General features: G+C 61.1%; 1 protein-coding gene. It reads left to right on the top strand.

Annotation, left to right across the window (positions count from 1 at the left end):
* Positions 1 to 108 precede the first annotated feature (108 nt).
* The gene (locus AM329_RS06605) at positions 109 to 18,156 is read left to right on the top strand and encodes an Ig-like domain-containing protein (protein WP_039264916.1); all 18,048 of its coding nucleotides are present in this window, start codon (positions 109 to 111) and stop codon (positions 18,154 to 18,156) included.
* Positions 18,157 to 18,303 lie beyond the last annotated feature (147 nt).

The raw sequence follows: 18,303 nt of genomic DNA, 5'->3' as shown, positions 1-18,303 counted from the left end.
TTTCTGCGCGAAATAAGTCAGACAATAATGGGTGATTTTTCCCAAGGATAGCTACATCCCTCTGGTGGACATATCCACAGGAATACGCGCACCTGCAAGGAGAAGAATATGAGTACCGCAAAAGTTGTTGATGTCATCATTCGCAAAACGGCAGAGAAGACGAAATTAACCGGTGAAGGGAATCTCTCGGTTTCTATTTCCTCACCGAGCGTGATTGAAATTCAGGGTTCTGCTCAGGACGTGGTGCGTTATGTCCGCCAGGGGAATGACCTCCTCATTTATATGAAAGATGGCAGCGTGATCCGCTGCAATAATTATTTTGTCGAAGACACGGAAACCCATAATCATTCCGAACTGGTATTTAACGATAACCAGGCGTTGACGCATATTTCATTTGCCGATGCCGGGGAAGCATCAGGCGTTGCCGCCACCGAATTAACCGCCCAGGCTGCACCCATTAGCAGCATTGAACCTTTCCTGGAGCAGGGAAGCGTATTAAGCGATGCGCCGTGGGGCTGGATTGCCGGTGCGGCGTTAGGGGGCGGTGCGATCGGCGCACTGCTGGCTCACGGCGGCGATGGCGAAACCAAAACGAAGGTTATTGATAATACAAAAGAAGTCGAAAGCGCCACGCCGACATTTTTGCTGACGGACAACGCGGGTGACAAGCAGGGCGTGCTGAGTGCAAAAGAGGTCACGGATGATAACACCCCCACCTTCAGCGGTACCGGGCAGCCGGGCGCGACCATTCAGGTTAAAGACGGCAGCGGCAGCACCATCGCCAGCACCATGGTCGCGAAGGACGGCACCTGGACGGTAACACTCCCGACCCAGGCGGACGGGGAACATACCTGGTCCGTCGTACAGATCGACGGCAGTAAAACGACCTCTGCGGGCAGTATTAACGTAACCGTTTCTACAGCGGATACCAGCGTGACGCTCGCCACCACGGCGGGTGATAACGTGATCAACGCCAGCGAACAGTCCGCGGGCTTTACGCTGTCCGGCACCAGCAAAAACCTGGCGCAGGGAACGGCGCTTACCGTCACGCTCAACGGTAGAACCTATACCGCAGAAGTGGGGGCAAACGGCGCATGGAGCGTGAAGGTCCCTGCTGCCGACGCACAGGCGCTGGGCGATGGTACCTGGACGGTCAACGTCAGCGGAAAAGACGCGGCGGGCAACACCGTGTCCGGCAGCCAGACGATTGGCGTGGATACCGCCTCGCCAGTGATCTCTGTCGACACGATCGCCCAGGACAACATCATCAACGCGGCTGAACATAATCAGCCGCTGACGCTGACGGGGAAAACCGATGCGGAAGCGGGCCAGATTGTGACGGTCACGCTGAACGGCAAAAATCACACGGCGACCGTGGGCAGCGACGGCAGCTGGTCCGTTACGCTTCCGGCCAGTGAAGTACAGACGCTGGCTAACGGCGAGCACACCCTGACGGTAAACGTCAGCGACAAAGCGGGTAATGGGTCCTCCATCACCGCCGATTTCACGGTCGATACCGCAGCGCCAGTGGTCACTATCAACACCGTCGCGGGCGACGACATTCTGAACACCAGCGAGCAGGGGCAGGCGCAGATTATTTCCGGCCAGGCGAACGGCGCGGCGGAGGGCGACGTTGTCACCGTGACCGTTGGCGGCAAGACCTTTACCGGTGTCGTCCAGGCGGACGGCAGCTGGAGCGTCGGCGTGCCTGCCTCCGTCATTGGCGCGCTGGGGGAAGGTAGCCACAGCATTTCGGTCGCCGTGACCGATGCGGCGGGCAACACCGGCAGCGCGACGCACGGCATTACGCTGAGCGGCAACCCGCCGGAATTTACCCTTGATCCCATCAGCCAGGATAACGTCCTGAATGCGCAGGAGGCCATGCAGCCCCTGAGCCTGAGCGGGACCAGTAATCTGCCGAACGGCAGCGCTGTCACCGTGACGCTGAACAACGTTAACTATCAGGCCACCGTTGAGAACGGTCGCTGGTCCGTTCAGGTGCCGGTTTCCGACGTGCTGGATCTGGCGAATACCCTTTACACCGTCAGCGTCAGCGGCACCGACAGCGTGGGTAACAGCGGCTCCGCCGAGGCGAATCTGCTGGTAGACACCGTGCTGCCGCAGGTGATCGTCAACACCTTTGCCGGGGATAACCTGGTCAATAACGCCGAAGCGGCGGTTGACCAAACCCTCAGTGGACGCGTCACCGGCGCGGCGGCGGGCGATACCGTCTCAGTCACCGTGGGCGGCAAGAGCTACACCGCGACGGTTGGCAGCGACCTGAAATGGAGCGTGACGATCCCATCGGCCGACCTCCAGGCGTTTGGCGACGGCGATTTAACCTTCAGCGCCTCTGTCACTAATGCGCACGGCAATACCGGCACCGGCGAACGTGATATCAACATCAACGCCGAACTGCCGGGCCTGCGCGTGAACACGATCTCTGGCGATGACGTGATTAACGCCATCGAGCAGCAGCAGGATCTGGCCGTCACCGGCTCCAGCACTCATCTGGCCGAAGGCACACAGATCACCGTTACCATCAATAATGTCGAATACGTCACCACGGTTAACGCCAGCGGCAGCTGGCAGATTGGCGTGCCGGCGGCGGACCTTCAGGCATGGACGGCGGGAGGCATCACCGTCAGCGTCAGCGCGGAAGATGCCTGGGGCAACACCGTGGCGGCTGAACACCCGATCGAGCTTGACCTGAATGCGGTGGCTGTCACCATCGATACCGTAACCACTGACGATATGCTCAACGCGGCAGAAAAAGGCGCGGATGTCACGCTTTCTGGTCAGACGCAGGGCGTGGAGGCCGGGCAGACCGTGGTGGTGAAATTCGCGGATCAAACCTTTACTGCACAGGTGCAGCAGGACGGCTCCTGGCACCTGACCGTTCCGGCGAGCGCGATGGAAACGCTGATCGACGGGCGTGCGCAGGTGAGCGTCAGCGTGACTAACGTCAACGGCAACAGCGCGGACGCCTCACGCGTGGTGATCGTCGATACGCAGCCGCCAGCCATTACGCTTGATAACCTGACCGACGACAACATCATTAATGCGGCAGAAGCGCAGCAGGATCTGGTGCTCAGCGGCAGCACAACCGCTGAAACGGGCCAGACGGTCACCGTGACGCTGAACGGTAAATCTTACCAGACCACGGTACAGGCGGACGGTCGCTGGCAGCTGAACGTGCCTGCCGCCGACGTGGGCGCGCTGACCGATGGCAATGTCACCGTGACGGCCACCGTCAGTGACGTGGCGGGCAACAGCAGCAGCGCGGACCGCGTTGGGCTGGTGGATGCTACCGTACCGCAGGTGACCATCAACGATTTCGTCACCGACACCAACACCGTTAACCAGCTGGCCCATGCTCAGGCGCAGATCCTGAGCGGCTCCGTCACCGGCGCGGCGGCGGGCGATTTGGTCACCATCACCATCAATAACGTGGACTACACCACCGTGGTGGATGCGGCAGGAAACTGGAGTCTCGGCCTGCCTGCGTCCGTCATTCAGGGGCTGACGGACGGCACCTGGACTATTAACGTCTCCGTGACCGATCGGTCCGGCAACACCGGCAGCAGTTCAGTGGATGTGGTGGTCAATACTGTGACGCCCGTTATCGGTATTAACACGCTGGCAGCGGATGACGTGATCAATGCGGCAGAGAAGGGCGAAGATCTGCTGCTTTCCGGTACCAGCAACCAGCCGGAAGGAACCACCATCACTGTTAATCTGAACGGTATCAACTACTCCGCCACCACCGACGCCAGCGGCAACTGGAGCGTTACCGTACCCGCCTCTGCGGTGAGCGCGCTGGGTGAAGCCAATTACACCGTAACGGCGAGCGTCACCGATAATGTGGGCAATAGCGCCGCTGCCACGCACGATGTGCTGGTGGACAGCTCGCTGCCGGTTGTTACCCTCAACAACTTTGCGGGCGACAATATCGTCAACGCGGCGGAAGTGGCCGCAGGGCAAACCCTGACCGGAAAGGTTTCTAACGCGGCATCGGGTGATACCGTCACGATTATCCTCGGCGGGCAGACATACACGGCTACCGTACAGGACGATCTCACCTGGAGCCTGCCGTTAACCCAGAGTCAGTTAACCGCGCTCGGCAACGGCGACCTGACCGTGTCGGCCAGCGTGACGAACGCGCACGGCAATACCGGATCGTCTTCCCTGGATGTCACCATTGACGCCGAGCTGCCCGGCCTGCGCATTGATACCGTCGCCGGTGACGACGTCATTAACATAATTGAACACGCGCAGAACCTGGTTATCTCCGGCACCAGCACCGACCTGGCGGCGGGTAGCACCGTCACCGTGAGCATCAACGGCAAGAGTTATTCCGCATCGGTACTGGCGGACGGCACATGGCAGGCTGCGGTTCCGGCCGCAGACGTCTCCCGGTGGGCGGACGGGTCGCTCACCATCAGCGCCAGCGCGCAGGATACCTCCGGCAACCCGGTGAACATCGGCACCGTGGTGGATGTCGATCTCGCCCCGGTGGCGATAAGCATTAACAACGTGACGGACGACAACGTGCTGAACGCGGCAGAAAAAGGCCAGGATCTGGTGCTGTCCGGCTCCTCCTCGAACGTTGAAGCGGGCCAGACCGTTACCATTATCTTTGCGGGTAAAACCTGGACCACGACGGTCGATTCCAACGGCGACTGGACCTGCACCGTACCGGCTGCCGATCTGAGCGGCCTGAAGGACGGCGACGCCAGCGTACAGGTCAGCGTAACCAACGTGAACGGCAATGCGGCCTCTTCCTCGCAGGCATTCAGCGTCGCTACCGCCGCGCCAGCGGTCACCATCAACACCATCAGCGGCGACAACATGCTAAATGCGGCAGAGGCGGCGCAGGATCTGACCCTGAGCGGGACGTCTACTGCCGAAGCAGGCCAGACGGTCACCGTGGCCTTCAACGGCAATCAGTACACCGCCCAGGTGCAGGCAAACGGCAGCTGGACGCTGGACGTACCGGCGGCGGATATGGCAGGCATCGCCGACGGCAGCGCGGCGGTCACGGTGACTGTGTCCGATAAAGCGGGCAACCCGGCCAGTGCAGGGGCGTCCGTGCTGGTCGACACTACCGTGCCGCAGATTACCTTCGACATTGTGGCGGGCGACGACATTGTTAATATTGCCGAGCACGGCCAGGCGCTGATTGTCACCGGCAAGGTGACGGGCGCGCAGGCGGGCGATGTGATTACCTTGACCCTGAACGGCAAAGACTACACAGCGATGCTGGACGGTGCCGGAAGCTGGAGCGTGGGCGTTCCGGCGGCAGACGTGGGCGCGCTGGCTAACGGCGATCAGACGATCTCCGCCACGGTCACCGATAAAGCGGGCAACAGCACCAGCGCGACGCACGCGTTTGACGTCTCCCTGACCGCGCCGGTGATTGCCATCAATACCCTGGCGGTTGACGACGTGATCAACGCGACCGAGAAAGGCCAGGACCTGTTGATCTCCGGTACCAGCAACCAGCCGGACGGGACCCGCATCACCGTAACCCTGAACGGTATCAGTTACGCCGCCACCACCGATGCCAGCGGTAACTGGAGCGTCACCGTTCCGGCGGCAAATGTCTCGGCATTGGGCGAAGCGAGCTATAGCGTGACGGCCAGCGTGACCGATACTGCGGGTAATAGTGCGAACACCAGCCATAGCGTGCTGGTCGACAGCGCGCTGCCGCAGGTCACCATTAATGCGGTTGCCACCGACGACGTCATTAACGCGGCGGAAGTGGCTTCCGGACAAACCCTGAGCGGGAAAGTGAGCGGTGCCGCGAGTGGTGACACTGTCACAATTTCGGTGGGTGGCAATACCTACACGACAACCGTGCAGGACGATTTAAGCTGGTCGGTTAACGTCGCGTCTGACGTGTTAACCGCCATCGGCAACCTGACCGTATCCGCCAGCGTCACTAACGGCCACGGTAATACCGGCTCCGGCGAGCGCGACATCACGATTGATGCCAACCTGCCTGGCCTGCGGGTCAATAAGGTGGCGGGTGACGACGTGATCAACAGCATCGAACACGGACAAAACCTGATTATCACCGGCTCCAGCGACGGTCTGGCAGCGGGTTCAGCATTGACGGTGACCGTTAACGGTAAAACCTACGCGGCCACCGTACTGGCAGACGGTACCTGGACGGCCGCCGTTCCGGCAGCAGACGTCGGCGCGCTGAGCGAAGGCACCGTCACCGTGACCGTTGAAGGCCAGAGCGCAGCGGGCAACCCGGTTTCTATCAGCCACGACGTGAAGGTCGACCTGGCGACGGTTGCTATCAGCATTGACGCTATCGCTACCGACGACGTAATCAATGCGGCAGAAAAAGGCGCAGATCTGGTGCTGTCGGGTGCCACCACCAACGTGGAAGAAAACCAGACCGTTACCATCACTTTCGGCGGTAAGACCTATAGCGCGACGGTGGATGCCAGCGGCAACTGGACGGCGACCGTACCGTCTGCCGATTTAGGTAGCCTGAAAGACGGCGACGCCAACGTGCAGGTCAGCGTCACCAACGTGAACGGCAACAGCGCCTCGGCGGGCCGCGAGTACAGCGTGGACGCCACCGCGCCGACGGTGTCCATCGAGATCGTCAGCGACAACAACATCATCAACGCGGCCGAAGCGCAGCAGGATCTGGTCGTTAACGGTGTCTCCAACGCCGAAGCGGGCCAGACCGTCACCGTGACGCTGAACGGCGTGGACTACACCACCACCGTACAGGCGAACGGCAGCTGGAGCGTCACCGTACCGTCTGCGGATATCGGCGCGATTACCGACGGCAGTTACACCATCACGGCAGCCGTCGCGGATAAGGCGGGTAACCCGGCCTTGGCGGACCGCGATGTGCTGGTGGATACCACGGTGCCACAGCTGACCATTAACACCGTTTCCGACGACGACGTGATCAACAGCGCCGAGCATGCGCAGGCGCTGATTGTCACCGGTTCCGTGACCGGTGCGGCGGCGGGCGACGTAGTGACCGTCACCATCAATAACAAAGATTACACGGCGACCCTGGACGCTTCCGGCAGGTGGAGCGTGGGCGTGCCTGCGGCGGACGTGAGTGCCCTGACCGCCGGGGATCACACCATCACCGCGGCACTGACCGATAAAGCCGGAAACAGCAACAGCACAACGCACGAGGTTGAAGTCAACCTCACTGCGCCGGTGCTGACCATTGACACCGTGTCCGGCGACGATGTGATCAACAGCAGTGAGAAAACGCAGGATCTGACCATCACAGGTACGGCTTCCGGGCTGGCCGCGGGCGCGGTGGTCACCGTGATGCTCAACGGCAAAGCGTACAGCGCCACGGTGGATACCAATGGCCAATGGACCACAACCGTTCCGGCGAGCGAGGTGGGGCAACTGGGTGAAGCGCTTTACACCGTGTCGGCCTCCGCAACGGACAGCGTCGGCAACAGCACCAGCACCTCGCACACCGTGAACGTGGAATCCGTGCTGCCTGGCGTCATCATTAACGCCGTGGCGGGCGACGACGTGATCAACGCGGCGGAGCTGGCAACCGGCCAGACCATTAGCGGCACAGTGGTGAATGCCGAAGCGGGCAACACCGTGACTGTGTCTGTTGGCGGCCATAACTACACCGCAACGGTGCAGAGCGATCTGACCTGGTCCGTCAGCGTACCGGAATCTGTGCTCACCGCGCTGGGCAATGGCGATCTGACCGTGACCGCCAGCGTCACGAACGGCGTGGGCAACAGCGGCAGCGGAGAGCGCGATATCACTATCGACGCGAATCTGCCGGGCCTGCGCGTGGACACCGTAGCGGGCGATGACGTGATTAACAGCATCGAACACGGGCAGAATCTGATTATCACGGGTTCAAGCGACGGCCTGACGGCGGGCACAGCGCTGACCGTCACCGTAAACGGTAAAACCTATGCAGCCACCGTGCTGGCAGACGGCACCTGGAGCGCGGCGATCCCTTCTGCGGACGTGAGTGCCCTTGCCGCAGGCGCGGTCACCGTGAACGTTGAAGGCCAGAGCAGCGCGGGCAATCCGGTGACTATCAACCATGATGTGACGGTGGATCTGGCAAACGTCGCGATCAGCATTGACGCCATCGCTTCCGACGACGTGATCAACGCCGCCGAGAGGGGTGCGGATCTGGTGCTCTCCGGCACCACCGCGAATGTAGAGGAAAATCAAACCGTCACCATCACCTTCGGCGGCAAGAGCTACACCGCCACGGTGGACGCTGAGGGTAAATGGACCGCCACGGTGCCGTCTGCGGATCTGACTGGTCTGAAAGACGGTGATGCCAGCGTGCAGGTGAGCGTCACCAACGTGAACGGCAACAGCGCGTCTGCGGGCCGCGAGTACAGCGTGGATGCTACCGCGCCGTCCGTGACCATCAACACGATTGCCACCGACGATATCCTCAACGCCTCAGAAGCACAGTCCGACCTGGCAATCTCCGGCACCAGCACCGCCGAAGCAGGCCAGACGGTGATCGTATCGCTGAACGGCAAAGATTACACCACAACCGTCAGCGCGAACGGCAGCTGGACGCTGAACGTGCCGGCAGCTGACCTTGCAGGATTAACCGACGGCAGCGTCACCGTAACCGCGAGCGTGAGCGACAAGGCGGGTAACCCGGCGTCGGTTGACCACGCCCTGACGGTGGACGTCACCGTACCTGCGGTGACCATCCACACCGTGGCAGGCGACGACGTGATTAACGTGGCTGAACACAATCAGGCGCAGATTATCAGCGGCTCCGCCACCGGCGCGGCGGCGGGCGATAAGGTCACCGTCACGATCGGCGGCCAGACTTATACCACCGTGCTGGATGCGGCGGGTAACTGGAGCGTGGGCGTTCCGGCGAATGTGATTTCAGGCCTCAGCGACGGCACCGTGACCGTCTCTGTGTCAGTCACCGACGCGGCGGGCAATACCGGCAGCGGCACGCATAATGTGACCGTCGATACCGGTCTGCCATCGGTCAGCTTCAACGCCATCAGTGATGACAACGTCCTGAACGCCGTTGAAAAAGGCCAGGATCTGAGCGTCAGCGGCACCAGCGCCAACCTGGCGGAAGGCACCCAGGTCACCGTGACCCTGAACGGTAAAAACTACACGGCGACAACTGCGGCAGACGGCACCTGGAGCCTGACGGTTCCGGCTGCGGATCTGGCCGGTCTCGGTCAGGCCAGTTACACCCTGAACGCGACGGCCACCAACGGCGTGGGCAACAGCGTGAGCAATTCTGCGAACCTGCTTGTCGACACCGCGCTGCCAACCGTCACCATCAACACCGTGGCGGGCGACAACGTCATCAACGCGGCGGAAGTGGCCGCGGGTCAGACCCTGAGCGGCACCGTGGCGAATGCCGAAGCGGGCAACACCGTGACCGTAACTATCGGCGGCCACAGCTACACCGCAACGGTGCAGAATAATCTGTCCTGGTCCGTCAACGTGCCGTCTGACGTGCTGACCGCACTCGGCAACGGCAGCCTGAGCGTAACCGCGACCGTCACCAACGGCCACGGCAACACCGGCACCGGCGAACGCGAGATCGCTATCGACGCTAACCTGCCGGGGCTGCGCGTCGATACCGTGGCGGGTGACGACGTGGTCAACACCATCGAGCACGCGCAGAATATGATTGTTTCAGGCACCAGCGACGGGCTGGCGCCGGGCACGGCGCTGACGGTTACCGTCAACGGTAAAGATTACGCGGCAACGGTGCTGGCAGACGGCACCTGGCGCGCGGCGATCCCGTCCACCGACGTGAGCGCGTGGCCGGAAGGCACCGTGAAAATCAGCGTTACCGGTGACAGCGCGGCGGGTAATCCGATCATCATCAGCCACGACGTGACCGTTGATCTGGCTACCGTTGCCATCAGCATCAATGCGCTTGCCACCGACGACGTGATTAACGCGGCGGAGAAGGGCGCGGATCTGGTGCTGTCCGGTGTGACCACCAACGTGGAAGCCGGGCAGACCGTGACCATTAGTCTGAACGGCAGGATCTACACCACCACCGTGGACGACAGCGGCAACTGGACTTACACCGTGCCGTCAGCGGATCTGGCTGGCCTGAAGGATGGTGACGCCAGCGTACAGGTGAGCGTCACCAATGTGAACGGCAACAGCGCCTCGGCGGGCCGTGAGTACAGCGTGGATGCTACCGCGCCGTCCGTGACCATCAACACCATTGCCACCGACGATATCCTCAACGCCTCAGAAGCGCAGTCCGACCTGGCAATCTCCGGCACCAGCACCGCCGAAGCGGGCCAGACGGTGACCGTATCGCTGAACGGCAAAGATTACACCACAACCGTCAGCGCGAACGGCAGCTGGACGCTGAACGTTCCGGCGGCGGATCTGGCAGGATTAAGCGACGGCAGCGTCACCGTGACCGCGAGCGTGAGCGACAAGGCGGGTAACCCGGCGTCGGCGGACCACAACCTTACGGTGGACGTCACCGTTCCGGCAGTGACCATCCACACCGTGGCAGGCGACGACGTGATTAACGTGGCTGAACACAATCAGGCGCAGATTATCAGCGGCTCCGCCACCGGCGCGGCGGCGGGCGATAAGGTCACCGTCACGATCGGCGGCCAGACTTATACCACCGTGCTGGACGCGGCGGGTAACTGGAGCGTGGGCGTTCCGGCGAATGTGATTTCAGGCCTCAGCGACGGCACCGCGACCGTCTCTGTGTCAGTCACCGACGCGGCGGGCAATACCGGCAGCGGCACGCATAATGTGACCGTCGATACCGGTCTGCCATCGGTCAGCTTCAACGCCATCAGCGATGACAACGTCCTGAACGCCGTTGAAAAAGGCCAGGATCTGAGCGTCAGCGGCACCAGCGCCAACCTGGCGGAAGGCACCCTGGTCACCGTGACCCTGAACGGTAAAAACTACACGGCGACAACTGCGGCAGACGGCACCTGGAGCCTGACGGTTCCGGCTGCGGATCTGACCGGTCTCGGTCAGGCCAGTTACACCCTGAACGCGACGGCCACCAACGGCGTGGGCAACAGCGTGAGCAACACCGCGAACCTGCTGGTAGATACCGCGTTGCCAACCGTCACCATCAACACCATTGCGGGCGATAACGTCATCAACGCGGCGGAAGTGGCCGCGGGTCAGACCCTCAGCGGCAAGGTAGCGAACGCGGAGGCGGGCAATACCGTCACCGTGACCATTGGCGGCAACACGTACACCGCAACAGTGCAGAGCGATCTGACCTGGTCCGTGAACGTGCCGGAAACCGTCCTGACGGCGCTGGGCAACGGCGACCTGACGGTGTCTGCGACTGTGACCAACGGCCACGGCAACACGGGAACGGGCGAGCGCGAAGTCGTTATAGACGCCAGCCTGCCGGGCCTGCGCGTCGATACGGTAGCGGGCGACGATGTGATCAACAGCATCGAACATACTCAAAACCTGATCGTCTCCGGCACCAGCGACGGGCTGGCGGCAGGCACAACGCTCACCGTGACCGTCAATGGCAAAACCTATGCGGCCTCCATGTTGGCAGACGGCTCCTGGAACGCGGCGATCCCGGCGGCAGACGTCGCGGCCTTCGCAGCAGGTACCGTCACCGTGACCGTGGCAGGCCAGAGCGCGGCGGGCAACCCGGTGACCATCAGCCATGACGTGACCGTCGATCTGGCGGCGGTGGCTATCAGCATTGATGCGATTGCCACCGACGACGTGATTAACGCGGCGGAGAAAGGCGTGGATCTGGTGCTCTCCGGCAGCACCTCGAACGTGGAGGAAAACCAGACCGTTACCGTTACCTTCGGCGGCAAGACGTACACCGCGAAGGTGGATGCTGACGGTAACTGGACGGCCACCGTGCCTTCCGCCGATCTCGCGGGCCTGAAGGACGGTGACGCCAGCGTGCAGGTGAGCGTCACCAACGCGCACGGCAACAGCGCCTCGGCGGGCCGCGAATACAGCGTGGACGCGACTGCGCCAACCGTGACCATTGATACGGTAGCCGGCGACAACGTGATCAACGGCAGCGAAGCGGCTGCGGGCGTGGCCATTTCCGGCACCACCACGGCTGAAGTCGGTCAGACGGTCACCGTGACGCTGGGCGGAAACAGCTACACCGCACAGGTTCAGCAGGGCGGCGTCTGGAGCATGAACGTGCCGGGCACAGACCTTTCCGCACTGGCGGATAACGGTTACACCGTGCAGGCCAGCGTGAGTGACGCCGCGGGTAATCCGGGCAGCGCGGGGAAAGCGATTACGCTTGATACCACGCCGCCGACCGTCAGCTTTAACGTTGTGGCGGGCGATGACGTCATCAACAGCGTGGAGCACGGGCAGGCGCAGATCGTCAGCGGCACCGCAACCGGCGCCAGCGTCGGCGATAAGGTGGTCATCACCATCGGTTCGAACCAGTACACCACCACCGTTGACGCCAGCGGCAAATGGAGCGTGGGCGTTCCGGCCAGCGTGATTTCCGCGCTGACCGACGGCACCGTGACCCTTAGCGCGACTATCACCGACAGTGCGGGTAACAGCAGCACCCAGACCCACGACGTGGTGGTAAATACCGCATCGGTCGCGCTGACCGTCAACACCCTCAGCGGTGATGACGTGATCAATGCGGCAGAAGCGGGCGTGTCGCTGGTCATCAACGGCTCCAGCGCGCAGTTCGCCAGCGGTACGCAGGTCACTATCACCCTGAATTGTAAGAGCTATACGGCCACTATCCAGAGCGATGGCTCCTGGACAACCACCGTACCGGCCGCCGACGTGGGCACCCTGGCCGACGGCGCGAGCTACCAGGTTTCTGTTTCGGCGCAGGACAGCGCCGGGAACAGCGCCTCGGCGACGCACACCATCAGCGTGGACACCACCGCGCCGGTGATTAGCGTGAACACGTTGTCGGGCGACGATGTGCTGAATGCGGCGGAAGCCCAGCAGGCGCTCACCGTACAAGGCTCTTCCAGCGCGGAAGCAGGCCAGACGGTGACCGTCACGCTGGGCGGCAAAACCTACACTGCGCTTGTGGCAAACGACGGGACGTGGACGCTGGATGTTCCGGCAGTCGATCTGGCTGCACTGAGCCAGGGGGCGCTGACGGTGACCGCCTCGGTCAACGATAAAGCCGGTAACAGCGGCCAGACGACGCATACCTTAACGGTCGATACCATCGCGCCAGCCGTCACCATTAGCACCGTGGCTGATGACGATATCGTCAACAACGCCGAGCAGCTGGCGGGACAGACCATCAGCGGGACCACCACCGCGGAACAGGGCCAGACGGTGACCGTCTCCTTCAACGGCCACAGCTATCAGGCGACCGTGGCGGCTAACGGCTCCTGGTCGGTCTTCGTGCCGGGGCGTGATTTCCTTGGCCTGAGCGACGGGGATTACACCATTACGGCTACGGTGAGCGATAAGGCAGGTAACCCGGGCAGCGCAACGCACGACGTGACGCTTAACGGCGACGTGCCGACCATCGCCATTAACACCTTTGCGCAGGACGATATCGTAAATGCCGCCGAACATGGCACGCCACTGGTTATCAGCGGCACCACCGATGCGCCAGCGGGCCAGACGGTGACAATTACGCTTAACGGTAAAACCTACACGGCTACCGTTCAAAATGACGGCACCTGGAGCTATACGGTCGGCAGCGCAGACGTGACCGCGCTGGCGGACGGCGGTTCGTACGTGATTAACGCGCAGGTGAGCAACGCCATCGGCAACAGCGTCAGCGATAACCACACCGTAACCGTGGATCTCACCGCACCGTCGATGGGGATCAGCATTGATTCCCTGCAAAACGATACCGGCCTCAGCGCGAATGACTTCATCACCAACGACAGCCAGGTGGTGGTGAATGGTTCCCTGACCGCGCAGCTCGGCAATAACGAGAAGGCGCAGATCAGCCTTGACGGCGGCGTCACCTGGATCGACCTGACCGTCACCGGCACCACCTGGCGCTACACTGATGGCCGCACCCTGACGGACGGTACGTATCAGTACCAGGTGCGCGTGATTGATAACGCGGGCAACGTTGGGGCAACGGACAGCCAGGACGTGGTAATCGATCTGACGAAGCCTGCGGCGGCGACCATTACCGTGGATTCCGTCTCGCAGGATACCGGCCTGTCCGACAGCGACTTCATTACCAGCGACAACCAGATCAGCCTGAAAGGGACGCTCGGCGCGGCCCTGGGCAGCGGCGACCACGCCCAGATCAGCCTGGACGGTGGCGCGACCTGGACTGACGTGAGCGTTAGCGGCCTGAGCTGGACGTATATTGATGGCCGTACGCTGACCGACGGGGATTACAACTACCAGCTGCGCGTGATTGACGACGCGGGGAATATCAGCGCCACCACCAGCCAGGTGGTGACCATTGATACCGTCGCGCCGGACGCCAGCAAAACGATCGCTATCGACAGCATCAGCGACGATACCGGCCTGAGCAGCAGCGACTTTATCACTCGCGACACGTCCCTGACCCTGCACGGCTCACTCGGCGCGACGCTGGCCGACGGCGAATATGCCCAGATCAGCATCGACGGCGGCGTCACCTGGCAGAACGTGATCGTCACCGGCAACAGTTGGTACTACGTGGACGGCCGCACGCTGGGTAACCAGACCTATGACTACTACGTTCGCGTAGTGGATGCGGCGGGCAACGTGGGTGCCAGCGCTCATCAGCAGGTGACGGTCGATACGGTCGCGCCGGATGCGGCGATTACGGTGACCGTGGATAACATCACCGTCGATACCGGTTTCGATAACAATGACTTCCTGACCAGTTCGACCTCGTACACGCTCAACGGGACGCTCGGGGCCGAACTCGGGGCGGGTGAGTATGTGCAGGTGAGCATGGATGGCGGCACCACCTGGGTTTACGCCACGGTAAGCGGTACCCAGTGGCGCTATACCGACGCGCGCACCCTGGCCGACGGCGACTACCGCTATCAGGTGCGGGTTGTCGATCAGGCGGGCAACGTCGGGGCCACCACCACGCAGGACGTGACGGTGGATACCCAGGCGCCGCAGTACGGCATCACCATTGACAGCATCAGCGAAGATACCGGGCAGTCCGGAAGTGATTTCATCACCATGGACACCTCGCTGACAATCAACGGTTCGTTGGGCAGCGCGCTGGCCAGCGACGAGCGCGTACAGATTAGCCTCGACGGCGGCAATACCTGGATTGACGCTACCGTCACTAACCAGCGCTGGAGCTATACGGACACCCGCGATCTGGCGGACGGGGATTACAACTACCAGGTGCGGATCATCGACCAGGCGGGCAACGTCGGCTCAACCACTTCGCAGGTGGTAACGGTTGATACCACGCCGCCTGATACGGTGGGAACGGTGGTCAGCTATACCGACGGGGAAGGCGAACGTCAGGGCAGCTTCGGCGCTTCGGTGGCAACAGATGACAACTCTCCAGTGATTAACGGGACGCTTAACCGTGCGCCGGACAATGGCGAGATCGTGCAACTGTATCGTGACGGTGTGCTGCTGGGACAGGTGACGATGAACGGCGCCGCCAGCTGGTATTTCCAGGACAGTGGTCTGAATGACGGTAATCACGTCTATATGCTGCGTGTTACCGATCTGGCAGGTAACTTCACCGACTCAGATGATTTCGTGCTGAAAGTGGATACGAGCATCCCGACCACCACCGTGACCATTAACCCTCAGACGACGACAGATAGCACCCCGATTCTGAGTGGACTTGTATCGGCGGGACTGACCAACGGCGAGTACGTGGTTATCACCGTGAACGATAAAACCTACACCTCAGAGACTGGCGGTGCGGTCGTGGTCGATCCGGAGAACAACACATGGTATTTGCAGCTCCCTGACGGCGATGCGCTGAGCGTGAAGAATTATGATGTTACGGCACAGGTGAAAAGCAGCGCCGGCAACGGTAATACCGCTGGGTTGACTACCGGTAGCCTGATTGTAGGGAGTGAAGAATCATTGACGCCGGCCTGGTCATTTACCGCCGCGAACTACTCCTATTCTGCCAGCTATATGCTGGATTCGGATGGGCTGTGGACGATTATGGCCAACCAGCAATTCGCATCCGCCAATACCAGTAGCCGTAACGCTTACACCGTTTCAGGCAATTTCTCAATGACGGGGAGTTACACAACCGGTACTTACGCGGATATCAACCGCGACGGGCTGGCTGACGTGCTGGCGGAAGGGACAAGTTACTCGTACATGGTGCAGCTGATTAACAATGGAGACGGTACATACACCTCCAGTACGCTGACCAATATGGGGGCTGCGGTGTGGTATGGCGCGGTGGTCGCCATTGACATCAAGGGCGATGGTTACACTGACTTTGTCATCGGCGATGCTGGCGGGCCTGATTCCAGCACCGTCATGCTCAATAACAACGGCACGCTGACGGGCAGTTCGAAGTCCGGTACGTACTCCAGTTTCGTATCGGGATCAACGGTAGGTAACTACAACAGTCTGATTGAAACGTCCGGTGTGGATTTGAACAACGACGGGAAAGTGGATATTGCCCAGCATACGACCAACGGGGGCAACAACTATGCCCTGTCGACCATGTTTAACCAGGGCAATGGCTCATTTACGTGGGGGCAAAACTTCACCAATACCATGTACAGCGGCTATGGTTCCGCCGCAGCGTCCAATGCCGTGAGTATGACCTGGGCCGACTTTAACGGTGATGGTTACATGGACCTGTATATGAGCATGTCCCGTACCTCCAGCGGAACCAGTCAGGGCGGGGTGTTAATGCTGAACGACGGTAGCGGCAACCTTCTGGCCGGCACCGCGGTTGGAACGGCGACCACGGATAAGTTTGTGGGTAACGTCAGCGTGGCGGTGGACTGGAACCTCGACGGTCACACGGACATCATCAAGCTGGCGAATAGCGGGCAGTCTTATCTTTACACCAATGATGGACTGGCAGGTACTGCAAGCTTTACTGCTTCGAAATTCAGTACCGCTACGTCAACTCGGGTATCCGGCGCGGCTCTGCTTGATTACGACTGGGATGGCGCACAGGATCTGCTCATTTTCCGTCAAAACGGTACGGTTTTACTGGAGCGGAATACCAATACGGTCGCACCAGGTACGGCCTTGCATCTGAAGATTGTCGACAGCGAAGGGATTAACGCCTTCTTTGGCAACACTGTCCAGCTGTACAACGCGGCAGGCCAGCTGGTCGCCAGTGAAATCATCAATGCCCAGTCCGGGATTGGCATTAACGATTCCTCGTCGCTCATCAGTTTTTACGGCCTGGATCCCAGCGAGACGTATCACGCGGTGCTGGTTCGTGCCGTTAACGGTGTTTCGAGTAACGTAACCTGGGACGGGCTGACGGCAGGAGACGGTAAAGAAAGTTACGCCCTGACGGCTGAAGCTGCTACGGGCGGTCACCAGGGCACCCTGACAGGTACCGGCTACAACGATACCTTTATCGCTGAAGCAGGGACGTATACCTACAACGGTTCCGGTGGTTGGACGACGACCTCTGAACACGACACGTGGAGCAGTACGGGCGGCATGGATGTCGTGGATTATCGCAACGCCACTTCCGGCGTCACCATCGATTTAGGACGCTCTACGGCGCAGAGTACCGGATTCGATACCGCGACACTGGTGAATATTGAAGGCATCAACGGCTCCGACTATGACGACGTGATCACCGGCAACAGCGGTGATAACCAGTTCGAAGGCCGGGGCGGGAACGACACCTTCAACATCGGCAGCGGCGGTCACGATACGTTGCTCTATAAGCTGATCAACGCGTCTGACGCGACGGGCGGCAACGGCAGCGATGTGGTGAACGGCTTTACCGTCGGCACCTGGGAAGGGACGGCGGATACGGACCGTATCGACCTGCGCGACCTGCTTTCCGACAGCGGTTATACCGGCACCGGCTCGGCGAGCTACGTCAACGGCGTGGCGACGCTGGACAGCAGCGCGGGCAACATCGCCGACTACATCCGCGTGGTGCAGAACGGCAGCAACACCGAGATCCAGGTTGACCTGGACGGCACCGGCGGTCAGTTCTCGCCCACCACGCTGGTGACGCTGAACGGGGTGCAGACAGATCTGGCGACGCTGCTGGCGAACCACCAGCTGTTAATTGCGTAAAACACTGCCGCGGGGAGCGATCCTCGCGGCTTTTTGCGTTTCTTTACACGAATAGCCATAACCCTATATTTCACAAGATTATTTTGCGGGCTCGTTTAGACAGTGTTCGATTTCTAATCATCCCGGAAAGGTATCATTTCAGTGCGA

The organism is Enterobacter cloacae complex sp. AR_0002, from assembly GCF_001922365.1.
GTDB lineage: Bacteria > Pseudomonadota > Gammaproteobacteria > Enterobacterales > Enterobacteriaceae > Enterobacter > Enterobacter hormaechei_C.
Note: the sequence above shows the minus strand (reverse complement) of the source record. Positions and strands in the feature narration are given on the sequence as shown.

Coding starts and splice junctions, on each gene's coding strand:
- AM329_RS06605 (WP_039264916.1), top strand. CDS start 109: ATGAGTACCGCAAAAGTTGTTGATGTCATCATTCGCAAAACGGCAGAG.